21 protein-coding genes are annotated in these 24,428 nt (G+C 44.7%); all 21 read left to right on the forward strand.

Annotated elements, in window-relative coordinates:
• Positions 1 to 6 precede the first annotated feature (6 nt).
• Complete coding sequence (gene argB, locus I6E26_RS03875; protein ID WP_235320565.1) at positions 7 to 894, forward strand: acetylglutamate kinase; 888 nt, start codon at positions 7 to 9, stop codon at positions 892 to 894.
• A gap of 12 nt (positions 895 to 906) precedes the next feature.
• The gene (locus I6E26_RS03880) at positions 907 to 2,106 is read left to right on the forward strand and encodes an acetylornithine transaminase (RefSeq protein ID WP_235320523.1); all 1,200 of its coding nucleotides are present in this window, start codon (positions 907 to 909) and stop codon (positions 2,104 to 2,106) included.
• A 313-nt stretch (positions 2,107 to 2,419) separates the two neighbouring features.
• Positions 2,420 to 3,349, forward strand: a complete 930-nt coding sequence (gene argF, locus I6E26_RS03885; protein WP_235320524.1) for an ornithine carbamoyltransferase — start codon at positions 2,420 to 2,422, stop codon at positions 3,347 to 3,349.
• Between the two features lie 69 nt (positions 3,350 to 3,418).
• A complete protein-coding gene (locus I6E26_RS03890) occupies positions 3,419 to 4,630 on the forward strand; it encodes an argininosuccinate synthase (protein ID WP_268824787.1) in 1,212 nt (403 codons plus the stop codon).
• Between the two features lies 1 nt (position 4,631).
• The gene (gene argH / locus I6E26_RS03895; RefSeq protein ID WP_235320525.1) at positions 4,632 to 6,062 is read left to right on the forward strand and encodes an argininosuccinate lyase; all 1,431 of its coding nucleotides are present in this window, start codon (positions 4,632 to 4,634) and stop codon (positions 6,060 to 6,062) included.
• 148 nt (positions 6,063 to 6,210) lie between these two features.
• A complete protein-coding gene (locus tag I6E26_RS03900; RefSeq protein WP_235320526.1) occupies positions 6,211 to 7,089 on the forward strand; it encodes a DMT family transporter in 879 nt (292 codons plus the stop codon).
• 76 nt (positions 7,090 to 7,165) lie between these two features.
• Positions 7,166 to 8,062: a glucose-1-phosphate thymidylyltransferase RfbA gene (rfbA, locus tag I6E26_RS03905; RefSeq protein WP_235320527.1), complete on the forward strand. Its 897-nt coding sequence runs from the start codon at positions 7,166 to 7,168 to the stop codon at positions 8,060 to 8,062.
• 41 nt (positions 8,063 to 8,103) lie between these two features.
• On the forward strand, positions 8,104 to 9,135 hold the full coding sequence (rfbB, locus tag I6E26_RS03910) for a dTDP-glucose 4,6-dehydratase (protein WP_235320528.1): 1,032 nt from the start codon (positions 8,104 to 8,106) through the stop codon (positions 9,133 to 9,135).
• A 1-nt stretch (position 9,136) separates the two neighbouring features.
• Positions 9,137 to 9,733 carry a dTDP-4-dehydrorhamnose 3,5-epimerase gene (gene rfbC, locus I6E26_RS03915; RefSeq protein ID WP_235320529.1) on the forward strand — a complete coding sequence of 199 codons (597 nt, stop codon included), beginning with the start codon at positions 9,137 to 9,139 and terminating at the stop codon, positions 9,731 to 9,733.
• The gene (gene rfbD / locus I6E26_RS03920; protein WP_235320530.1) at positions 9,730 to 10,644 is read left to right on the forward strand and encodes a dTDP-4-dehydrorhamnose reductase; all 915 of its coding nucleotides are present in this window, start codon (positions 9,730 to 9,732) and stop codon (positions 10,642 to 10,644) included. Before rfbC ends, rfbD begins: the two co-directional genes overlap by 4 nt.
• Before the next feature lie 215 nt (positions 10,645 to 10,859).
• Positions 10,860 to 11,561, forward strand: a complete 702-nt coding sequence (gene cobI / locus I6E26_RS03925) for a precorrin-2 C(20)-methyltransferase (RefSeq protein ID WP_235320531.1) — start codon at positions 10,860 to 10,862, stop codon at positions 11,559 to 11,561.
• A gap of 157 nt (positions 11,562 to 11,718) precedes the next feature.
• Entirely contained in the window at positions 11,719 to 12,246 is a 528-nt protein-coding gene (gene pseH, locus I6E26_RS03930) for a UDP-4-amino-4,6-dideoxy-N-acetyl-beta-L-altrosamine N-acetyltransferase (RefSeq protein ID WP_235320532.1), read from the forward strand.
• A gap of 21 nt (positions 12,247 to 12,267) precedes the next feature.
• Positions 12,268 to 12,483 (forward strand): phosphopantetheine-binding protein, encoded by a 216-nt coding sequence (locus I6E26_RS03935; protein ID WP_235320533.1) that lies wholly within the window; start codon positions 12,268 to 12,270, stop codon positions 12,481 to 12,483.
• 9 nt (positions 12,484 to 12,492) lie between these two features.
• The gene (locus I6E26_RS03940; RefSeq protein WP_235320534.1) at positions 12,493 to 12,939 is read left to right on the forward strand and encodes a hypothetical protein; all 447 of its coding nucleotides are present in this window, start codon (positions 12,493 to 12,495) and stop codon (positions 12,937 to 12,939) included.
• A 1-nt stretch (position 12,940) separates the two neighbouring features.
• Positions 12,941 to 13,486, forward strand: coding sequence for a 3-oxoacyl-ACP synthase III family protein (locus I6E26_RS03945; RefSeq protein WP_235320535.1), 546 nt, complete (start codon positions 12,941 to 12,943; stop codon positions 13,484 to 13,486).
• Positions 13,483 to 14,229: an SDR family NAD(P)-dependent oxidoreductase gene (locus I6E26_RS03950; protein ID WP_235320536.1), complete on the forward strand. Its 747-nt coding sequence runs from the start codon at positions 13,483 to 13,485 to the stop codon at positions 14,227 to 14,229. The genes I6E26_RS03945 and I6E26_RS03950 overlap by 4 nt, the downstream gene beginning before the upstream one ends.
• Before the next feature lie 31 nt (positions 14,230 to 14,260).
• Positions 14,261 to 15,250: a 3-oxoacyl-ACP synthase III family protein gene (locus I6E26_RS03955; protein ID WP_235320537.1), complete on the forward strand. Its 990-nt coding sequence runs from the start codon at positions 14,261 to 14,263 to the stop codon at positions 15,248 to 15,250.
• A 132-nt stretch (positions 15,251 to 15,382) separates the two neighbouring features.
• Positions 15,383 to 16,948 (forward strand): AAA family ATPase, encoded by a 1,566-nt coding sequence (locus I6E26_RS03960; RefSeq protein ID WP_235320538.1) that lies wholly within the window; start codon positions 15,383 to 15,385, stop codon positions 16,946 to 16,948.
• A gap of 168 nt (positions 16,949 to 17,116) precedes the next feature.
• The gene (locus I6E26_RS03965; protein ID WP_235320539.1) at positions 17,117 to 19,780 is read left to right on the forward strand and encodes a DUF3656 domain-containing U32 family peptidase; all 2,664 of its coding nucleotides are present in this window, start codon (positions 17,117 to 17,119) and stop codon (positions 19,778 to 19,780) included.
• A gap of 21 nt (positions 19,781 to 19,801) precedes the next feature.
• The gene (locus I6E26_RS03970; RefSeq protein ID WP_235320540.1) at positions 19,802 to 22,183 is read left to right on the forward strand and encodes an endonuclease MutS2; all 2,382 of its coding nucleotides are present in this window, start codon (positions 19,802 to 19,804) and stop codon (positions 22,181 to 22,183) included.
• Between the two features lie 88 nt (positions 22,184 to 22,271).
• Positions 22,272 to 24,368, forward strand: a complete 2,097-nt coding sequence (locus I6E26_RS03975) for a transglycosylase domain-containing protein (protein ID WP_235320541.1) — start codon at positions 22,272 to 22,274, stop codon at positions 24,366 to 24,368.
• Positions 24,369 to 24,428 lie beyond the last annotated feature (60 nt).

The following is a 24,428-nucleotide window of genomic DNA, read 5'->3' on the forward strand; positions in this document are numbered from 1 at the left end:
GCAATTATGAAGCATGCAGAAAAAAAGGCTGGCACTCTGATTGAGGCCTTGCCTTATATTCAGGAATTTTATGGCAAAACCATCGTAGTTAAATACGGTGGTAATGCCATGATTAACGAGGATTTGAAGCAGAAGGTTATGGAGGATGTAAGCCTGCTGAAATACGTAGGTATTCGTCCTGTTATCGTTCATGGCGGCGGTCCAGATATTACCTCCTTTTTGAAAAAGGTTGGCAAGCAGTCTGATTTTGTCAGCGGTCTTAGAGTAACCGATGAGGAAACCGTAGAGATTGCAGAGATGGTATTGGATGGCAAGGTTAATTCCGATATTGTCAATATGCTGAACTGTCGTGGTGTTAGAGCTGTAGGTCTTAGCGGCAAGGATGCTGGTCTTATTAAGGCCAGCAAGAAAATGGCTACTGTTTACGATGATGCAGGCAATACGGAAAAGGTGGATATTGGCTATGTAGGTCAGGTAGAATCTGTAGATACCAAGATTTTGCAGGATTTGCTGGACAATGGCTACATACCTGTAGTTGCTCCTATTGGCGTTGGTGAGGATGGGGAAAGTTACAATATCAATGCTGATTATGTGGCAGCGGAAATAGCTGGTGCACTTCACGCCGAAAAGCTTTTGCTGTTGACGGATATTGAAGGTGTCTACAAGGATTTCAACGACAAGGACAGCTTTATTTCCTCCCTGACAGTGGCAGAGGCTAGAGAGTATATCAAGGATGGGATCATTTCCGGTGGTATGATTCCTAAGATTGAAGCCTGCTTGAAATCTATTGAATGCGGTACTAACAAGGTGCATATTATTGATGGCCGTCAGCCTCATTCCATTATTCTGGAGCTGTTGACCAATAGTGGTATTGGTACCCAGGTGGTAAAATAAGGAGATATTGATATGCAGTTAACTGATGAACAGATATATGCCAAGGATGCCCAGGATTATTTGCCGGTGTTTGCCCGCTACAAAATAGTTCTGGATCATGGTGATGGTGTATATGTATATGATACTCAGGGCAATAAATATATTGATTTTCTGGGCGGTATAGCGGTAAACGTGCTGGGGCATAATCACAAGGAACTGGTTAAGGCTGTGGCAGACCAGGCTGGCAAAATGATTCATTGCTCCAATCTGTACTACACCCAGGTACAGGCTGATGCGGCAGAAAAGCTGGTAAAGCTTAGCGGTTTGGGCAAGGTATTCTTTGGTAATTCCGGTGCGGAGGCCAATGAAGGCGCTATTAAGATTGCCCGTAAATATGCTCACAGCATTGATGCTGACAAATCTCAGATTATCTCTGCCATTCACAGCTTCCACGGCCGTACTATTGCTACGCTGACTGCTACTGGCCAGCCAAAATATCATGAGGGCTTTGGACCATTGCCAGCAGGCTTTGATTATGTGCCTTATAATGATATTGAGGCTTTGGAAAAGCTTATGAGTGACAAGACTGCTGCTGTTATGCTGGAGCCTATTCAGGGGGAGGGCGGTGTCCATGTTCCTGATGTGGCATATATGCAGAAGGTGCGCCAGCTTTGTGATAAGTACAATGCAGTTTTGATTTTTGATGAAATCCAGAGCGGTATGGGCAGAAGCGGCAAGTTCTTTGCTTATGAAAACTTCGGCATTAAGCCTGATGTGGTAACTCTGGCCAAGGGCTTGGCTGGCGGTGTACCTATCGGCGCCTTTATTGCTACTGACAAGATAGCAGCAGCCTTCCACGCAGGAGATCACGGCTCTACCTTTGGTGGCAATCCTTTGGCCTGTGCTGCAGCTAATGTGGTATTGGACATTGTAGGTAAGACAAACTTCCTGCAGCATGTAGTGGAAATGGGAGATTATATGAAGTCCCGTTTGGAGGCTATGCAGGCCAAGTATCCTGCTTTGATTAAGGAAGTGCGGGGCATGGGCCTGATTCTGGGCATGGAGCTGACCAAGCCTGGCCGGGAAATTGTTAATGACTGCCTGGGCAAGGGGGCTATTATTAACTGCACTGCTGGTAATGTACTGCGGTTTGTACCACCTTTGATTGTAACCAAGGAGCATATTGATGAGGTATGCGATGCTTTGGAGGCTGTATTGCCTGCTTATGTGTAATGTAGTATAATTTATGAAGGAGAAGACCTGCGAAATTCGTTCACGCAGTCGAAACGCGAAAACCAAGCAGTAGACTGCCAGTAGGTAATTTTTAAAGGTTACGTGTATTAACCTGCCGTAATTTAAAGACCTTGCGGTTGTAAAGATAACAAGCATTCATATACACAATACCGTGGGACACACGGAAATATACGCTTGGGGAGAGCGTGTAAGACATATAGGCTACGGTCTATATGCAGTGCTCAGGGAACCAAGAATCCCCTGCCTTTAGGCATGGGGAGAGTCAAGAGGTATACAAATTGGAGGTTTTTAGATGTTAAAAGGTAAGGATATGCTTTCCATCCACGATTTGTCTGTGGATGAGGTTAATGAAATCCTGGCATTGGGCCATGAGCTTAAGGCCAAGCAGAAGGCTGGTATTGAGCATCATATCCTCAAGGGCAAAACCTTGGGTATGATTTTTGAGAAATCTTCTACTCGTACCCGTCTTTCCTTTGAAACAGGTATGTATCAGCTGGGCGGTCAGGCTTTGTTCCTGTCCAATCGTGATTTGCAGCTGGGCCGTGGCGAGCCTATTAAGGATACAGCTAGAGTAATGTCCCGCTATCTGGATGGCATCATGATTCGTACCTATGGCCATGAGAGAGTAGAGGAGCTGGCTCAGTGGTCTGATATTCCTGTTATCAATGCCCTGACTGACCTTTTACATCCATGCCAGGTGTTGACAGATCTGCTGACCATTCAGGAGCACAAGGGCAAGAACATGAAGGGCTTGAAGATGGCTTATGTAGGTGATGGCAATAATATGACCAATTCCTACATGTATGGCTGTGCCAAGGCTGGTATTGATTTCGTTTCCGCTAATCCAAAGGGCTTTGAGCCTGATATGCAGGTTTATAAAAATGCCTGTGAGGATGCCAAGGAAACCGGGGCCAAAATCCAGCTGGTAAATGATCCATTTGAGGCTGCCAAGGATGCTGATATTGTGGTTACTGATACCTGGGCCAGCATGGGCCAGGAGGCAGAGCATGATGAGCGCAAGAAGATTTTCAAGGATTATCAGGTAAATGAGGAGCTTCTAAAGGTGGCTGACAAGCGGGTTATTGTTATGCACTGTCTCCCAGCTTATAGAGGCGAGGAAATTACTGATGATGTTCTGGAGGCCTATGCTGATGTTATTTTTGATGAAGCAGAAAACCGTCTCCACACCCAGAAGGCTATTATGGCCTTGACTATGGGCTGATAAATTTTGATAGCAGGTGCCACAGGCACATTTGCATAATATTGAATGATATTTAAGGAGTTGTAAATTATGGCAGAGTTTAAGAAAGTCGTATTGGCTTATTCCGGTGGTTTGGATACCTCCGTTATTATCCCTTGGTTGAAGGAAAATTATGGTGGCTGTGAGGTTATTGCTTGCTGTGCTGATATTGGCCAGGGCGATGATATGCAGGCTATTCACGACAAGGCACTGCGTTCCGGTGCTTCCAAGTGCTATATTCTGGATCTGACTCAGGAGTTCCTGGAGGATTATGTATGGCCTACTTTGAAGGCTGGTGCTGTATATGAGGGCAAGTATCTGCTGGGTACCTCCTTTGCACGTCCACTGATTGCTAAGCATTTGGTTGATGTAGCCAAGAAGGAAGGCGCTGATGCCATTGCTCACGGTGCTACCGGCAAGGGCAATGATCAGGTTCGTTTCGAGCTGACTGTTAAGGCTTTGGCTCCTAATATGGCTATTATTGCTCCTTGGCGTGAGTGGGATCTTCTGTCCCGTACTCAGGAGATTGAGTATGCCAAGGCTCACAATATTGAGATTCCTACTGATAACAAGAAGTATTCCATGGATAAGAATATCTGGCATCTGTCCCATGAGGGTTCCGATCTGGAGGATCCTTGGAATGAGCCTCACAACGAGATGATGCTGGTTTCTCAGGCTCCTGAGAATGCCAAGGATGAGGCTGAATATGTAACTATCGACTTCGAGAAGGGCAACCCTGTTGCTGTTAACGGCAAGAAGATGGGTGCTGTAGAGCTTTTGACTGCTCTCAATGAGATTGGTGCTCGCAACGGTGTAGGTATTGTGGATATCTGCGAGAACCGTCTGGTTGGCATGAAGTCCCGTGGTGTATATGAGAATCCTGGCGGAGCTATTCTCTACTATGCTCATCGTGAGCTGGAGTATCTGTGCCTGGATCGTGCTACCTTCCACTACAAAGAGGGTGTAGCTATCCGCTTTGGCGAGCTGGTATATGATGGAATGTGGTTCTGCCAGCTCCGTGAGGCTCTGACTGCTTTCGTTGACAGCACTCAGGAAACTGTAACCGGTACTGTAAAGCTGAAGCTCTACAAGGGCAATATTATGAGTGCTGGTGCCAAGTCTCCATATTCCCTGTACAATCAGGAATTTGTAACCTTCGAGGAGGATCATGTTTACAATCAGGCTGATGCAGAAGGCTTTATCAACCTCTTTGGCTTGCCACTGAAGGTTCGTGCTCTGATGCAGGAAAAGGCAGGTAAATAATATGGCAGAGCAGCTCTGGGGTGGTCGTTTTTCCAAGTCCACCGATGAGATGATAAATGATTTTCAGGCTTCTATTGATTTTGACAAGCGTATGTACAATGAGGATATTGCTGGCTCCATTGCCCATGCTACCATGCTGGCCAAGGTAGGCATTATCTCTGAGACAGACCGTGATGATATTATCAAGGGCTTGAAGGATATCTACAAGAAAATAGAAGAGGGCAATTTCTCCTTTGAGGTTGCCCTGGAAGATATTCACATGAATATCGAGAAAAGACTGACTGATGCTATTGGCGAGGCTGGCGGCAGACTGCATACCGCCCGCAGCCGTAACGACCAGGTGGCCTTGGACACCCATATGTTCATCCGCCGTCAGGTTGTGGAGGTAGAGAAGCTGATTCTGGATATGCAGGCAGCTTTGGTGGAAACCGCCCGCAAGTACAGCGATGTGATTATGCCTGGCTATACTCATCTTCAGAGAGCACAGCCTATTCTTTTCTCCCATCATATGATGGCTTATTTCTCCATGTTGAAGCGGGATTTTGACCGTTTCCGGGGAGTATATGAGCGCTGTGATATTATGCCTTTGGGAGCAGGTGCCCTGGCTGGTACTACCTTCCCAATTGACAGACCTTTTGTGGCTGAGCAGTTGAATTTTGATGCTATTTATAGCAACAGTCTGGATGCAGTATCTGATCGGGATTATATTATGGAGTTCCTGTCTGCGGCTTCCATTCTCATGGTTCATCTGTCCCGTCTTAGTGAGGAAACCATTCTGTGGTGTTCTCGTGAGTTCTTCTTTATTGAGCTGGATGATGCTCATTGCACTGGTTCTTCCATGATGCCTCAGAAGAAGAATCCTGATGTATCTGAGCTGGTAAGAGGCAAAACAGGTCGGGTTATGGGCCATCTTATGGCTATGCTGACCACTGTTAAGGGCTTGCCACTGGCTTACAACAAGGATTTGCAGGAGGACAAGGAGGGTATCTTTGATGCCATTGATACCATCAAGTTCAGTTTGGCAGTTTATGCCCGGATTCTCCGGGGCATGAAGGTGCGGAAGGATGTTATGCGTCGGGCTGTGGCAGAGGATTTCTCCAATGCTACAGATTTGGCAGACTATCTGGTGAAGAAGGGGATGCCTTTCCGTCAGGCCCATGCTGTATCTGGCAAGGCTGTTCACTACTGCATTGAGCAGGGTAAGTGGCTGGCAGATATGTCTATGGAGGAGTTCCAGAAGCTGTCTGACCTTTTTGCAGAGGATATTTACGAGGCTATCAGCCCAGAAACCTGTGTCAAAAACCGCAATTCCTATGGCGGTACTTCCTATCAGCAGGTAGAAATGCAGCTGCAGTTAGCTGACAAGCTGTTGGAGGCAGAGCAGGGATATATTACTGAAAAGGATGCCAAGCAGGCTAAAGTTCAGCTTTAAAATTTAAAAGGAAGTAGCAGTTCAATGCTGAGTATTGAATTGCTACTTTTTTGTTAATTGAAAAAAGGGAAAATGTGTGGCAAAATATACTTGCGGTAAGTTATGGTTGCGATTGTGGGAATAGTGTAGAAGATTGTGAGTTGATGATGTGAGTAAAACCATGAAGGGGGTAATCTGCCTTTCTCTGGCAGGAATCATCTGGGGCGGTTTGTTTCTGGCTGTAAGATTGGTAGTAGGCTCCATTGAGGCGGTGCCTTTAGTTTGGTGTCGTTATATATTGGCATTTTTTGCCCTTTATGCTTTGGGGAGCTATCGTCATGTAGATTGGCGTATTCAGCGGAAGGATTGGAAACTGGTGGCTTTGGTAGGGTTAATAGGTCAAACCTTGTCTATTGTTACTCAGGAATCAGGTACTTTGTTAACCTCTGCCCAGACAGGTTCCACTATAACAGCAGCTACACCGGCTTTTATGGTGGTTTTTGGCTGTTGGATATTAAAGGAAAAAATGACTCTGGGACGGATTATGTCTGTGGTTTTGGCTACTATTGGTGTTATGCTGATTGTTTACGATCCAGATAATTTTCAGGTAAATCTTTGGGGTGGCATATTGCTGATGATAGCAGCCATTACCTGGGCTTTAATGGCGGTATTTTTAAAGCTATTGGAGCATTATTCGCCTATTGTCTTGACGTTTTATGGGCTGATTGTGGCCTTGATATGCTTGGCTCCCTATTCTATTTGGTGGCTGGCCACCCAGGGAGATTGGAATCTGTTGCTAAGTCCTACAGTATTGCTAAGTATTGGCTATATGGGTGTAATTTCCACCACAGGAGGCTTTGTACTGTGGAATGAGGGCTTGCTTTATATGGATGCATCTACAGCAGGGCTGTTTATGTTCTGGCAGCCAGTGGTAGGTACTCTGCTGGGATGGCTGCTGTTGGGAGAGCCTATAACCCTGTGGTTCTGGCTAGGCTTTTTGCTGATTGTGGTAGGTGTAGTCATGGCTATGAGCAGAAATAAGTCTTAGTTAATTTGTTTCAATAAATGGTTGTTCTGTGCTATAATGAAAAGGAATTTAACGAAGATGATTGAGGAGGTGCATTATGAAGGGAATAGTGCTGGCAGGAGGTTCTGGGACTAGATTGTACCCGTTGACAACAGTAACATCCAAACAGCTTTTGCCTGTGTATGACAAGCCGATGATTTATTATCCCTTGTCTGTGCTTATGAATGCAGGAATTAGGGATATCTTGATTATATCTACCCCGGCAGATACACCTAGATTTGAGGCTTTGCTGAAGGATGGCAGTCAATTCGGCTTGCATCTTAGCTATGCAGTACAGCCATCGCCAGATGGTTTGGCTCAGGCCTTTATTATAGGTGCTGATTTTATTGGGGATGATACAGTGGCTATGGTGCTGGGAGATAATATTTTTGCTGGTCATGGCCTTAACGGTCGGCTGAAAAGGGCAGTGGATTTGGCAGAGGCAGGTCAGGGAGCTACTATTTTCGGCTACTATGTGGACGATCCAGAGCGCTTTGGTATTGTGGAATTTGACCAGCAGGGAAATGCCATTAGCATTGAGGAAAAGCCGGCTCAGCCAAAGAGCAACTACTGTGTTACTGGCTTGTATTTCTACGATAATCAGGTGGTGGAGCTGGCCAAGACCTTGAAGCCGTCTGCTCGTGGGGAGCTGGAGATAACGGATTTGAACAGGCTGTATCTGGAAGCTGGGCGGTTGAATGTGGAACTGCTTGGGCAGGGATTTACTTGGCTGGATACAGGAACCCACGAAAGTCTGGCAGAGGCTACCAATTTTGTTAAGACGGTGGAAACCCATCAGCATCGTAAGATTGCCTGTCTGGAGGAAATTGCCTATCTTAATGGTTGGATTACCAAAGAGCAGGTGATGTCCACCTATGAGGTGTTGAAGAAAAATCAGTATGGACGGTATTTGCTGGATGTACTGGAGGGCAAATTTATTGATATTTTGCCATAAGGCTGGCCATTTAAGGCAATTATGGTTTTAGGAGATATTTTATGACTATTATAGTAACTGGCGGTGCTGGATTTATTGGCAGCAATTTTGTATTTCATATGCTGCAGGCTCATCCAGATTATCGCATAGTGTGTCTGGACAAGCTGACTTATGCAGGAAATCTTTCTACTTTGGAGCCAGTGCTGCAACAGGATAATTTCCGCTTTGTCAAGGCAGATATTTGTGACAGACAGGCAGTGGATAAGCTGTTTCAGGAGGAAAAGCCTGATATAGTAGTAAATTTTGCGGCAGAATCCCATGTGGACAGATCCATTGAGAATCCGGGAATTTTTTTGGAAACCAATATTATGGGCACCGCAGTATTGATGGATGCCTGTCGCAAATACGGTATCCAGCGTTATCATCAGGTTTCTACCGATGAGGTTTATGGAGATTTGCCTTTGGATAGGCCGGATTTGTTCTTTACAGAGGAAACACCTCTCCATACCAGCAGTCCATATTCCAGCTCCAAGGCTAGTGCTGATTTGCTGGTTATGGCCTACTATCGTACCTACGGTCTGCCTGTGACCATTAGTCGCTGCAGCAATAATTATGGGCCTTATCACTTCCCAGAGAAGCTGATTCCCCTTATGATTGCCAATGCCCTGGCAGATAAGCCTTTGCCAGTGTACGGCAACGGCGAAAATGTGCGGGATTGGCTCTATGTAGAGGACCATTGCCGGGCTATTGATTTGATTATTCACGCTGGCAAGGTGGGAGAGGTCTACAATGTAGGCGGTCACAATGAAAAGCGCAATATAGATATTGTGCGGATTATTTGTCAGGAACTGGGCAAGCCGGAAAGCTTGATTGTTCATGTAGAGGACAGAAAGGGCCATGATCGTCGTTATGCTATAGATCCAGCCAAGATTCATAGGGAGCTGGGCTGGCTGCCAGAAACTAAATTTGAGGATGGTATCAAAAAGACGATTAAGTGGTATCTGGAGCACAAAAAATGGTGGCAGGACATTATCAATGGCGAATATCAGGAATACTATGCCAAGATGTATGGCAGCAAAGGCGAGGTAAAATAAATTGGGAAAGATAAAGGTAACAAAGGCTCCCATTGAAGGACTTTATGTTATAGAGCCTACTGTTTTTGGCGATAACAGGGGTTATTTTGTGGAAACCTATAATCAACAGGATATGCATGAGGCAGGTCTGGACATGGTTTTTGTGCAGGACAATCAAAGCATGAGTACCAAGGGGGTACTGCGAGGTTTGCATTTTCAGAAGAAGCATCCCCAGGGAAAGCTGGTGCGGGTAATCCAGGGCAAGGTCTTTGATGTGGCTGTGGATTTGCGTCCCGGCTCTAACACCTATGGCCAGTGGTACGGCGTGGAGCTTTCTGCCGAAAACATGAAGCAGTTTTATATTTCTGAGGGCTTTGCCCACGGTTTTTTGGTGCTTAGCGAGAAGGCAGAATTTTGCTACAAGGTAACGGATTTTTATCATCCTGGTGATGAAGGTGGTTTGGCTTGGAATGATCCGGAGATTGGTATAGATTGGCCTATGTTGACAGGTACATACAAGGGCACAGCAGATGCTGAGGGCTATCTGGTGGATGGTGTGGCCTTGAACCTTTCTGACAAGGATAAAAAATTGGGCACCTTGAAGGAGCTAATAAGATGAAGGTTTTTGTAACAGGAGCCAATGGTCAGCTAGGCCATGATGTAGTTAACGAGCTGGTGGCTAGAGGTCATGAAGCCATTGCCTCTGGCAGCGGGGAAAAATACACCGGGGTACAGGATGGTACGGCTGTCTGTAGTGCACCCTATTGTTCAATGGATATTTGTCAGCGGGAGAATGTACGACAGGTATTGCTGGCTGTAAAACCAGATGCGGTTATTCATTGTGCCGCCTGGACCAATGTGGATGGTGCAGAGGAGCCGGAGAACAAGCCAAAGGCCCTGGCGGTTAACGGTGAGGGCACATCCAATATAGTAGATGCTTGCAATTATTTGGATTGCAAGATGATGTATATTTCCACAGATTATGTCTTTAATGGTCAGGGCACAGAGCCTTGGCAGGCAGATTGTCAGGATTATGATCCCATGAATGTTTATGGCTTTGGCAAGCTAATGGGAGAGCTGGTAGTAAAGGAATGCCTCAAAAAATTCTTTGTGGTAAGGATTTCCTGGGTATTCGGCCGTAATGGAGGCAATTTTGTAGATACCATGCTGCGGGTAGGCAGTAATCATTCTCAGCTCAAGGTGGTTAATGACCAGATTGGCAGACCAACCTATACCTTGGATTTGTCCCGTCTGCTGGTGGATATGATAGAATCTGAAAAATATGGATTTTACAATGCCACCAATGAGGGCAATAATATTAGCTGGTATGATTTTGCCAAGGAAATATTCCGTCAGGGGGATATGCCTGTGGAGGTGCTGCCAGTTACCACCGAGGAATATGGCATCAGCAAGGCACAACGACCGTTTAATAGTCGGTTGGACACAAGCAAATTGGCAGAGCAGGGCTTTCGGCCTTTGCCTGATTGGCAGGATGCCTTGAAGCGCTATCTGCTGGACAAAAATAGATAATAGAAAAAATATATATAACGAGGTGTCCGATGTCTCCTAACTCTATAGGTGGCGGGAAGCTGTGCTAATGACATGGTGGAGTTAATATCTCAACCCTCGTCGAAACCCCATTGAAATAAAATGCAGAGGCATTTTCTTTGAATAATGTAGGGGTTATAGAAATGTATGAGCAATATTCGAAGTTGGTTTTACCATGAAAGGACGGTTTTTATTTTATGACAGGTAAATTATATGGTATTGGTGTAGGCCCTGGGGATCCAGAGCTTTTGACCGTCAAAGCAATAAACGCCATCAAGAAGCTGGATGTGATTATTGCCCCTAAGACGGAAAAGAAGGATGGCTCTGTGGCTTTGAATATTGCTAAGGAGCATATTCGTCCTGAGACAGAGATTATTTATCAGGTTTTTCCTATGACTGTTGGCTTTGCTGCTGATGATACTGCTTGGCAGAACAACAAAAAAGAGATATTGGCTCTGTTGGAGCAGGGAAAGAATGTGGGCTTTTTGACTATTGGGGACCCAATGTTTTACAGCACCTACATCTATGTTTTCCGTCTGCTGCAGCAGGAAAAGGTGGAGATTGAAACCATTCCTGGCATTCCAGCATTTTGCGCTATTGGCAGTGCTACCAATACCCCAATTGTGGAGGGAGATTGCATTCTCAGCATTATTCCTGCCAATATGCCAGAGGAAAGAGTCAAGGCAGCTCTTAAAACCTGTGATAATGCAGTGCTGATGAAGGTTTATAAGAACTCTGATGAGGTTATAGATATGCTGGCAGCAGAAGGCTTGGCAAAACAGGCTGTCTTGGCCAGCCGCTGCGGCCTGGACGATGAAGTGATTATTCGTGACATCAGTCAGGAAAAAGGCAGAAAGCTGAATTATCTTTCTACTATTTTGACTAGAAAAGATAAGTAATAGAAGGGAAATATCTAGCAATAGCTTTTCTCTAACATTAAAATATGGTAAATAAGGTCAATAAGTCTCTTCCTAGAGCACAATATGCCATTATTGTTCTCTAGGGGGGAACTTTTGTAGTTTTGATTTACAAACTGTGGATAAAGGGGTTGCCAATATGGAAGAGTATTCTGTTCGTCCATTGGAAGAAAAGGATTTGCGGCTGGTATTGGACTGGCGAAATTCGGAAAGAGTGCATAGCAAAATGCTGACTGATCACAAAATTACATGGGAGGAGCATTTGGCTTGGTTTCAAAGAAGCAAGGACAATCCGGTTAAGAGAAATTTGGTATTTTGTTATCAGGGCAGACCAATTGGTTATATAGGCTATACGGAATATGATGATGTAAATATGGTATGCTCACCTGGGGCATATCTAGGAGAGACGGATGTACCTATAGATGCAGGAATTACCCTTTTTTACATAGCGGTAGAATATGCCTTTGCAGAATTGCATATGAAATCACTGGAGACAAGTGTATTTAAAAGCAATAAGCAGGCAATGCGTATTGATAAATTTCTTGGCTATAAGGAGGTTCCGGGGAAAGAAGAAGTATATATCAAAAATGGCAAGGAAGAAATTGCCTTGCGAATGTCCATGAGCAAAGCAGATTGGGATAAGCATAAGCAGGCAATTATTTTGTAATTTATGAGGAGGAAATTGGATATGACAGAGGAATTATTTTTGGAGAAAATGGCAGATATTTTGGATGCAGAGGATGATGTAACAATGGATGCCGTTTTGGCCGATCTTGAGGAGTGGGATTCTCTTAGTGTAGTTAGCTATGTAGCTATGGCGAATACCTCCTGTGGCAAGAAGGTTAATGTTAAGGATGTGCGGGAGGCAGAAACTATTCAGGATTTGTACAATCTGCTGAAATGAGGTATGGACATGGTGAATTGTCTTGAAGGTATAAGCATCAAAGCTATTTCATGCTGTGTGCCTCACAATCATTATTCGTTGACAGAATATGCTCCAGATTTGTTTAATGATAAGTCAGCTCGCCGTATGGCAAAGGGGACAGGTTTTTCTGCTCTGAGAATTGCAGATGAAAATACTACCACTGCGGATTTGTGTCTAAAGGCAGCCGAAAAAATTCTACAGGATGAAGCAAGAGAAGATATAGGAGCTTTGGTTTTTGTTAGTCAGACTCCTGATTATGTGCTTCCAGCTACCAGTCATATTTTGCAAGAACGTCTGGGGTTGAAGAATGACATACTGTGTCTTGATATTAATGAGGGTTGTTCTGGTTATGTTACTGGTGTATACACAGCAGGATTACTAGCAAAGCAGTTAAATAAAGCCGTTTGTCTACTAGGGGGGGGACACAATCTCTAAGTTGACCTTGCCTGTGGATAGAGCTACTAGAAGCATTTTTGGTGATGCAGGTACTGCTACGATTATTGAACCAGGGGAGCAGAAGGTGTATTTTTCTTTTGCCAGCTATGGAGAGCGGGCAGATGCCATTATTGTAGAGAATAGCCGCCATCGTTCTGTGGCGGAACCTAAAAATGATGGTTGCTTGTATCTTGATGGTATAGGGATTATGAATTTTACCCTAAACGAAGTACCAGAACTAATGCAGGGACTATGTGCTGCAGCTGATGTCAAAATGGAGGATATTTCTCTATTTGCTTGCCATCAGGCCAATAAAATGATTTTGCAATCATTGGCAGAGAAGCTTTCTGTACCAGTAGAGAAGATTCCGTTTACAGCAGGAGATTGTGGCAATGAAAGTTCAGCATCCATTCCTATGGTTTTGACAGCCTCTCAGAATGAGGATTTGTCCAAGGTTTTGTGCTGTGGCTTTGGTGTTGGTTTGTCAGCTGGAGTATTTATTTATGATTTCGGTAATACAAAGTTTTATGGAGTTAGTGAACTATGAGTCGAGTGGTGTTCGATTTTACAGGTGAAAATTTTGTGGTAACAGGTGCTTCTTCAGGTATGGGGAGGCAGGTTGCTGTGGAATTGGCCACAGCTGGAGCAAATGTGCTGGCAATAGCTAGGAATGAAGCAAGATTGCAGGAGCTGCAGGCGCAATATCCAGCCAATATTTCTGTTGCAGCTCTGGATGTATGTGATAGCGAAAAAATGGAAAATGCTATCAAGGATTTTGTGGGAGAACATGGTAAATTGCATGGTGGTGTTCATGGGGCTGGTATAACAGATATTACTCCTCTAAAGTCCTATGATAAGGATAAGGCTCACAAAATTATGGATATAAATTTTTGGGCAGGAGCAAATTTTTTGCAATATGCCACAAAAAAGAGAATTTCTAATGATGGTGCATCCTTTGTGTTGTTTTCTTCTGTGTACGCCCAGTCATCTCCTAAAGGAATGTTTGTATATGGTGCTGCCAAGGCGGGAATTAATATTGCGGTGCAATCCATTAGCAAGGAGATTGCCAAGAGAAAGCAACGCGTAAATTCCATTATGCCAGGCTGGGTAGAAACAGGTATGACAGATATGATAGGCGATATTTCAAACAAATCAGATATTGTTGGTAATGAATTATTAGGTACTGGTTCTCCCTGTGATGTAACAGGTATGGTGCTATTTTTACTTAGTGATAGAGGAAGCTGGATTACAGGCAGTAATATAGCTGTTGATGGTGGGTATCTGGCTTAGAAAAAAGTAAGACGATTTTAGGAGTGATTTTGTGAAGGCTTATATAAAAAAGATTGCATACTATTTGCCAGAGATGGTGGAGGAAAATCCCCCTAATCGTCTGCGTAAAAAAACAGGCATTTTTCGCCGTCACATCTGTGGCACAAATGAAATTGCTTCGGATTTGGCCATTAAGGCAGTAGAAAAGATTTTTACCAATGGTATAGACAAAAGCAAGGTGGAAATGCTTTTGCTTTGTACTCAGTCACCTGATTATTTTTTGCCTACCACAGCCTGCATTTTGCAACACAAGCTGGGTTTGAAAAAATCCTGTGGTGCCATGGATTACAATCTGGGGTGTTCTGGCTATATTTATGGTTTGAGCCTAGCCAAGGGAATGATAGAATCTGGTCAGGTAAATAATGTCCTTCTGGTTACTACAGAAACCTATAGTAAATACATTAATGAAAAAGATCATAGTGTTAAGCCATTGTTCGGTGATGGGGCCACGGCAACCTTTGTTGAGGCTGTTGATACTGATATACCAGGTTTGGATGGCTTTGTATTTGGTACAGATGGCAGTGGCTTTGAAAATCTGATTGTTCCAGCTGGCGGCATGGTTCATCCATATGGCACAGTAAATGTAGAGGAAGAAGCTGATGAGTATGGCAATGTACGAACAGCTTCTAATATACATATGAAGGGCAGTGCAATTAGTGATTTTGCCTTGGAAGTAGTTCCTGATACTGTAGAGAAAATATTACACAAAACCAATAAGACAAAGGATGATATAGGTTATTTTGTCTTTCATCAGGCAAACAAATTTATGCTGGAATATCTACAGCAGAAGTGTGATTTGCTGGGTTATCCTTATTGGAACGATGTGGAGGAATATGGCAATACAGTATCAAGCTCCATCCCAATAGCCTTGGCAGATATGCTGACTAAGGAAAAACCACAAAATCCTCTTGTTATGTCAATAGGCTTCGGAGTAGGTTTATCCTGGGGTGGATGCTTAATAAACACAAAATATTGTAAATAGACTATGTATTGAAAAACATATTCGAAAAGAGATAGAATTTGCAGAGGGGAAGGCCGCTGTTTTGCGTTGATAGAAAAAGTGTGATAGTATAAGGAAAAGAGGTGTGGGATATTGTAGAAAAGGGGCGGTAATATGGGAATATATCTCAATCCTGGCAGTGATATGTTTCAGCAGTCACTTAACAGTATGATTTTTGTAGACAAGAGTGATATTATTGCGGAATTGAACAAAATCATCAATACAAATGAAAAATATATATGTATTAGCCGTCCAAGAAGATTTGGCAAGTCTATGACTATGAACATGGTGTCGGCATATTATGATAGGACAGTGGAAAGTAGTCTATTTGCAAGAACCAAAATTTCAAAAACAGACAATTATGCCAAACATAGAGGAGCATATGATGTGTTATTCATCAATATGCAAAATTTTTTATCAAAAACAAAAACTATGGAGGAATTACTTCGACTATTAGAAACTAGAGTAGGCAGGGAGCTTGTTTATGCCTATCCAGATATAGATTTTTTTGATAAGAATAGTTTGGCTTATCTACTAGAGGATGTCTACAGTGTTACCAAACGCAAATTTGTCATTTTGATTGATGAATGGGACTGCATTTTCCGGGAGGAAAAAAATCATCTGCAAGAACAAAAAATCTATCTGGATTTTTTGAGGGATTGGCTCAAGGACAATCCTTGTATTGCCTTGACCTATATGACAGGCATACTGCCTATCAAAAAATATGGCACCCACTCTGCCTTGAATATGTTTCGAGAGATTTCCATGATGAATCCTGTGGAATACGCTGGATTTACCGGCTTTACGGAAAGTGAAGTAAAAGAACTGTGCCAAAAATACCAGATGGATTTCGAGGAAACAAAAAAATGGTATGATGGATATACTTTCCCTATGTGCAGGTCTATCTATAATCCTCGGTCTATTGTTTCCGCTATGCAGTCTAGATTCTTTGACAGCTATTGGAATCAGACAGAAACCTTTGATGCATTGCGTATCTATATTGATATGAATTTCGACGGCCTGAGGGATGCTGTTATTACCCTAATGGCAGGGAACAGATTGCATATTGATGTGCGCAGTTTTACTAATGATATGGTGACTTTCAATACATATGAAGATATTTTCTCTCTTTTGGTGCACTTAGGTTACCTGGCCTATGATGTAGAAAAACAAGAGGTATTTATCCCCAACAAGGAAGTAATGCAGGAGTTTGTTACAGCAACCAGCGTTTCACGATGGCATGAGATTGTCAATTCTGTAAAAAAATCCAGACAGCTCCTTCAGGCAACATTTGATAGGGATGAGGAGGCCGTAGCAGCTGGTGTTGAAGCAGCCCATTTTGAAACCAGTCATTTGCAGTACAATGATGAAAATGCCCTTTCTTATGTTGTATCATTGGCATATTATGCGGCAAGAGAATATTATACCATGGTTAGAGAAATGCCCACAGGTAAAGGATTTGCTGACATGGTCTTTTTGCCTCGAAAAAAATATGCTGATAAACCAGCTATGATTGTTGAGCTGAAATGGGACAAGGGAGCAAATACTGCTATTAAGCAGATTAAGGCAAAACAGTATGTTGAGGCATTGCAGGACTATCATGGTCAGATACTGCTGGTGGGCATCAGTTATGACAAGAAAAGCCGCAAGCACCAATGTCGGATTGAGAAAATTGACTAAATACGAAGTGAAAGTTAGTTTTACAAATTACGGAGTCATAATTCTGTCAAACAGAGTTGTGGCTCTCTTTTTTTTATATAGAATTTCTGATATAATATTTCGGTTAGAACGAAATAGTTTCCCTAGGCTTTTTTGATCTAGGGTGTGTGGATAACGGAGGGTTTTATTGTGGTTGAGCTTTTGGCACCGGCTGGCAGTCGGGAAGCGTTGGCAGCAGCAGTGGAGAGCGGTGCCAATGCGGTATATCTGGCGGGAAATATGTTTGGCGCTCGTGCCTATGCGGATAATTTTGATGAAGAAGGGCTAAAGGAAGCCATACATTTTGCCCATATGCGAAATGTTCACATTCATGTAACTGTAAATACCATTGTTGATGATAATGAATTGCCAGGATTGAAGCAGTATTTGCGGTTTCTCGATGAAGCAGGAGCAGATGCTGTACTGGTGCAGGATTTGGGAGCAGCCCGCATAGTTAGAGAAGTTGTGCCAGAGCTTCCTATGCATGCCAGTACCCAGATGACAGTACACAATCTGGACGGAGTACGGGCATTGGAGGCTCTGGGCTTTAGCCGGGTGGTGCTGTCTAGAGAGCTGTCCTTGGAGGCTATTCGTCATATCTGTAGTGAAGCCAAGGCAGAGATAGAAGTTTTTGTTCATGGTGCTCTCTGTGTATGTTACTCTGGGCAGTGCCTGATGAGCAGTATGATTGGGGGACGCAGTGGCAATCGTGGTCGTTGCGCCCAGCCTTGCCGCCTGCCATATACTTTGGTGGATGAAAATGATAATGATTTGTTAGCTGGCAGCGCTGGTCAGTATCTTTTAAGTCCCAGGGATTTAAAAACCATTGATTTGTTGCCAGAGCTTCTAAAGGCAGGAGTAAGCTCCCTCAAAATCGAGGGGCGTATGAAACGGCCAGAATATGTGGCTACAGCAGTAGGCTGTTATCGGCGGGCTGTGGATAGCTGGCTTCAGGGAGATTTTCAGGTACGTCCCCAGGACAGTCAGGCTCTGGCTCAGATTTTTAATCGGGATTTTACTACAGCCTATTTGGAGGAAAAGCAGGGCCGAAATATGATGAGCGACAAACGGCCAAATAATAGAGGCCTGATGCTAGGTCGAGTTCTAAGCTATGATACCGGCAATGGCATGGTGTCTATGAAGCTGAATACAGATTTGCAGGTCGGAGATCAGGTAGACTTCTGGGTGAAGGTGGGGGGACGAGTTACTACTACCATTCAAAAGCTGTATCTGGTTAAGGAAGCTAAGAATAGCAAAAATGCCAAAAACACCAAGGGGAAGAAGCAGAAAGCAGGTAAGGCTGCATCCCATAAGGATAAATTATCGGATGGTCTGAATATGCAAAATCTGGTGCCTGTTCAGCAGGGGGCTTCTGGCACTGTAGTGGCCTTTGCTGTTGCAGGCAGAGTGTTCCCAGGAGATAGAGCCTTTAAGGTTCTGGATAGTAAATTAGTGGAGGAAGCCAAGGCTATGTACGCCTCTGGCGCTCCTGTCCGTAGATATAATATTAAGGCTCAGGTTACAGCATCTGTAGGGGAGCCATTGGTTATTCAGCTGGAGGATGAGGCAGGCCATGTAGCCGTGGCAGCTACTGAGTTTATTGGGGAACCAGCCTTGAAACGGCCTTTAAGCAGGGAAGTAGTGGAAAAACAGCTGGGCCGTTTGGGAAGCAGTATTTTCCATTTGCAGGAGCTGGCTGTAGATATTGCAGGTCAGGTTATGATTCCTGTTAGCGAGATTAACGAGGCGCGTCGCAAGGCTGTAGAGGAGCTGGAAAATCAGCGCTTGGCAGATTTTCAACAGCAGGCAGGAGAGTTTTCTCGTCAGGCAGCTAAAAATATTCGTCAAGGCATTGCCAATATTCAGCAGGAACTGCTTCGCCGACAGGCCAAAACCCAGGCCAGAGATATTGTAAGGCCTGCCACCAAGGGGGGCTATATTACGGTAGTGGCAGATAATATTCCTCGTGTAAAGGCAGCTTTGGCAAACGGTGCCAGAAGAATTGTCTTTGGCGGGGAAAGCTATAGCCATGAAAATATTACTTTGGATATGTGTCGTCAGGCAGCAGAGCTGGCTCATGAATATGGGGCGGCCATTGTACTGAACACACCTAGAATCATTAGAGATAGTGAGCTGGCAAGATTCCACAGCTGGCTGAAAATTGTGGATACTTATCCAATAGATGCTATTAGCGTGCATAATATTGGCACGCTCCATGCAGTGCGTCAGCTAACCAGTCTGCCTATAGAGGCTGATTATTCCCTGATTAGCTACAATGTAGAGGCATTGCGGCATTTGCAGGAGCTGGGGGCAGATAGAGTGGTGCTGTCACCAGAGCTGAATATGTCTCAGCTGGAGAAGCTAGGACAGGAAAGCCCTCTGCCTTTGGAATGCCTGGTAGATGCTCATTTGGAGCTGATGGTATCTGAATACTGCTGTACAGGCAGTTTTCTAGGAGGTTTGGATACAGGACATTGCTCAGCACCATGTGTGGCTATGAAAAAGAAATTTTATCTCAAGGATAGAAAAAATATACGCTTTCCATTGGTGATGGATCAATATTGCCATATGCATCTTCTCAATGCCAACAGGCTGAGTATGCTGCCTCATGCTATGAAATTCCGGTCTATGGGTATAGCTGGTTTGCGTATTGATGGCAGATATTTGACTCCGGATAAATTAGGCCAGCTAGTAAAGAACTATGGCATTTACATGGCTCGCCGTAAGGAAATCAGCGAGGCAGAAAGACCAGAGGTAGAGAAGCTGGAGGGCAGGAACATTACCAGAGGTCACTACTTTAGGGGCGTTTTGTAATATAGATATAGGAGAAATAAATTGAAACAGGAATCCTTCAAGGTTTTAGAATATAAGAGAATATTATCCAGACTGGCAGAAAAGGCAGGCACAAAATTAGGCAAGGAGCTGGCTTTGGGACTGCTGCCTGTTAGCGATAGTGAGGATGTTAAGGAAAGATTGCGCCAGACTGCTGAGGCGGTCTATGTATCTTCCACAGCTCATCCTCCTTTGGGTGGCATTAAGGATATTCGGGAGAGTATCAAAAAAATTGGTTTAGGGGCTGTTCTGGACCCGGCAGAGCTGTTGGATATTCTGACTACCATGTATGCCATGCGGGAAATTAAGCGGTTTTTCAAGGAGCTGGAAATGGAAGCTCCTATTCTGAAAAGCTGGGCTCGCAATCTGGAGATTCTGGGCCAGTTGGAGCGGAATCTGGAGCATATTGTAGACGAGCATGGCAATCTTCGAGATGATGCCAGCGTAGAGCTGCGGCGGATTCGTCGGGAAATCAAGGTTAGCCAGGTCAAAATCAAGGATCATCTGGCAGGGCTTTTGCACAACAATGAATATCAGAAATATTTTCAGGAAAATATCGTTACCATGCGTGGGGATAGATATGTACTGCCAGTAAAGCAGGAATATCGCCAGAGCATACCAGGTATTGTCCACGACCAGTCTGCCACCGGCTCCACCTTGTTTATTGAGCCAATGGCTGTGGTAAATCTTAACAATGATATTAAACAGCTTACGGCTGCGGAGCGCCATGAGGTGGAGCGGATTCTGCGGGAGGCCTCTCAGCAGATTCGCAAAAACGATGTACAACTTATGGACAATTGCGAAATCATGGCTCAGATTGATTTTGCCTTTGCCAAGGCAGCCTTGGCTTATGAAATGAAGGCCACAGAGCCTATTATTAGTGAGGACAGAGTAACCAAGCTGTTGTCAGCTCGCCATCCACTTTTGCCAGCAGACAAGGTAGTACCTATTGATATTACTCTGGGTGAAAAATTTACCATGCTGTTGGTAACAGGCCCTAATACTGGCGGTAAAACCGTTACAATGAAAACCCTTGGCCTTTTGGTGCTGATGTGTCAGGCAGGATTGTTCCTGCCAGCAGAGTCTGGTTCTAAGATGGCTGTTTATAATAATATTTACGCAGATATTGGCGATGAACAGAGCATTGAGCAAAGCCTTAGTACCTTTTCCGCTCATATGACTCATTTGGTGTCTATTTTGGAGCAGGTGGAATCTGATGATTTGCTGCTCCTAGATGAGCTGGGGGCTGGTACAGATCCAGAGGAGGGCGCGGCCTTGGCCATGTCTATTTTGGAACGGTTATTGACCATTAAGGCTTCTGTAGTGGCTACCACCCATTATTCCGAGCTAAAGACCTTTGCCTTTGGCCGGGAGGGGATTGAAAATGCCTGTGTGGAATTTGATGTGGCTACCCTGCGGCCTACCTATCGTCTGCTGATTGGTATTCCAGGAGCCAGCAACGCCTTTGCCATTAGCCGTAGACTGGGCCTAAGCGAATCCCTGATTATTCGGGCTAAGCAGTTGATTCAGGCTGACCATGCCCAGTTTGAGCAGGTTATTAATCAGCTGGAAAAGGAAAAAATGCTTTATGAGCAGATGAATGCGGATATTGAAACCAGATTGCGCCGGGCGGAGCAGATGGAGGCCAGAGCCGAGGCTATGAGGGTGGAGCTGAATCAGAAAAAGGCTGATATTATCCGCAAGGCCAAGGATGAGGGAGCTGTGTTGGTACGCCGTATGCGTCGGGAATCTGAGGCTGTTATCAAAGAACTGAAGGAGCAGTTTAATGATCAGGGCATCCAGAAGCGGCAGGCTGCCATTCAGGAGGCCAGAGCCAGAATTGATGAGGCAGCAGGCAAGGTCCGTCAGGGTATTGTTTCCGTCAAGGCCTATCGCAAGTCTGTGGATTTGAAGGAACTGGAGGCTGGAGATATTGTTTATGTCACCAAGCTGGATCAAAAGGGAACAGTGCTTTCTGTGAAGGGCAAGGAACTGGAGGTTCAGCTGGGCAGTATGAAGATAAATGTCAAGGCCAAGGAATGTAAATTTGTGGATAAGGCTCCTAAGGAGAAAAAGACATCTGCTGGCAATGGTAAAAAATCTTGCAGCAGGGGTAACAGCTTCATGGGCAAAACCCAGCAGGCCCATCGGGATATTGATATTCGCGGTATGATGGTGGATGAAGCCGAGGTAGCCTTGGATAGATTTATTGACGATTCTGTTATGGCAGGCCTGAGTCAGGTGTTGATTATTCATGGCAAGGGTACCGGGGCCCTGCGAAAGGGTGTACACAGTTATTTGAAGCGCCATCGCAATGTGGCCAATTTTCATTTCGCTGATATGAGCGAAGGAGGAACCGGGGCAACCTTGGTGGAACTGCAATAATTGTCTACCCAAGAAGGTATTTTTGTGGTAAAATGTATTCTGTATTTGTGTGATTAAATGTTTATCACTCTTACTAAGGAGGCATTCCATGGAAAAGCGTACAGGAGCGGCTAAAAGAACAAGACAGGCTCATAAACCGCCCCAGAAAAATAGCGGTACTAGAATATTGACTGTCTTTGCTGTAATTTTGGCGGTGATGATAGCAGGTGTTGGTTGCGGATTCCTGACAGCAACCCTGAATACCAAGCAGGATTTGGAGGATGTAAGGCCGGCGGCTTCCTCACATATTTATGATATTAATGGCAACGAGCTGGCTAATGTTCATGCTGAACAGAATCGAGTGCCAGTAAAAATCGATAAGATTCCAGAGCATTTGAAGGATGCTTTTATTGCCGTGGAGGATGTGCGGTTCTATGAGCATGCTGGTGTAGACCCCAAGGGTATTATGCGTGCTGTTATAGCCAATATTACCAACAAGGGTGTATCTGAGGGTGGCTCTACCATTACTCAACAGCTGGCTAAGAATGCTTACTTGACTCAGGATAGAACTCTGAAACGTAAGGTTCAGGAGGTTTTTCTGGCTTTGCAGCTGGAACGGAAATATACCAAGGATGAGATACTGGAGCTGTATCTGAATCAGATTTATTTTGGTCAGGGTGCCTATGGTGTTCAGGCTGCAGCCAAAACCTATTTTGGCAAAAATGTTGAGGATTTGGATTTGAATGAATGTGCCATGCTGGCCGGTATTCCCAAGAGTCCAAATTATTTCTCACCTTTGAACAATTTGAAGGCGGCTCAGGAGCGCAAGGGCGTAGTTTTGGACCAGATGTCTAAATATGGTTATATTAGCAGTTCCACAGCTGCCAAGACCAAGGCCGAGAATCTGAATCTAGTTAAATCTCAGCCACAGTCTGACAATCATTTTGCTTCATATTTCATTGACTATGTAACTCAGCAGATGATTGAAAAATATGGCGCCGATGCCGTATATCAGGAAGGTCTGAAGATTTATACTACCTTGGATAAGGATATGCAGCAGGCAGCAGAAGCTGCTATGCAGAATCTGCCTAATTACTCCACTGATGGCAGCGGCAACAAGCAGCCACAGGGCGCACTGGTAGCTATTGAACCATCCACAGGCTATATCAAGGCTATGGTAGGTGGTCGTGGCACAGATCAGTTTAATCGTGCTACTATGGCTGAAAGACAGCCAGGCTCAGCTTTCAAGCCATTTGTCTTTGCAGCAGCCTTGGAGAATGGTTTGACACCATCCTCTACTGTTGAGGATAAGCCGATTAATATTGGGGGCTGGCAGCCTCAGAACTATAGCCGTAATTTTAGCGGTACTGTTACCATGCGTTATGTGGCAGAACACTCCTTGAATGTACCTACGGTACGGATTGCTCAGGAGGTAGGCATGGATAAAATTATTTATCTGGCTGAGAAGATGGGTATTTCCACCTTCGTTAAGGAGGGCGCTGCCAATGATATGAACTACGCAGTGACTATTGGTGGTATGACCAAGGGTGTAACTCCTCTGGAAATGACCAGCGCCTATGGCACCTTTGCCAATGACGGTGTTCATGTGGCACCGGTGGCTATTGTCAAGGTAGTGAATCAGAAGGGGGAGGTTCTAGAGGAAGCTCATCCAAAATCTGAGCAGGCAATCAAAAAGACCTCTGCCAATGAGCTGACCAGCATGTTGATGGGGGTTATTGCCAGAGGTACTGGTACTGGTGCCAATATTGGCAGACCAGCAGCAGGCAAGACCGGTACTACAGATAATTATCAGGATGCCTGGTTTGTAGGCTATGTACCTGATTTGGTAGCCGGTGTCTGGGTAGGCTGTGATGATAATTCCCGCATGGGAAATATGACTGGCGGTACTACCCCGGCAGCCATTTGGAAAGCCTTTATGTCCAAGGCGGTTCAGTCCATGCCAAATAAGAACTTTAGCGGTGCATATCTGACACCATCCTCTGATAAGCCAGTGGCTTCCGATAAGGAAAAGGATAAGGATGCCAAGGACAAGGACGGTAAGGATACTAAAAAGGATGCCAAGAATCAGCAGCAGACCAATGGCAATAATGCTGGCGGCCAGTCTGCGCCACAGGCACCAGATGCAGCTCCGGCACCAGTAGCACCAGCACCGGTTCCAGGAGCTGGCGGTAAAAAAGCTAATTAATTGCTAAGTTGGGGCCGATAGGGAATAAAAACTATTGGCCCATACAAGGAGAGATAGATA

The organism is Anaerovibrio lipolyticus, assembly GCF_021531495.1.
GTDB lineage: Bacteria > Bacillota > Negativicutes > Selenomonadales > Selenomonadaceae > Anaerovibrio.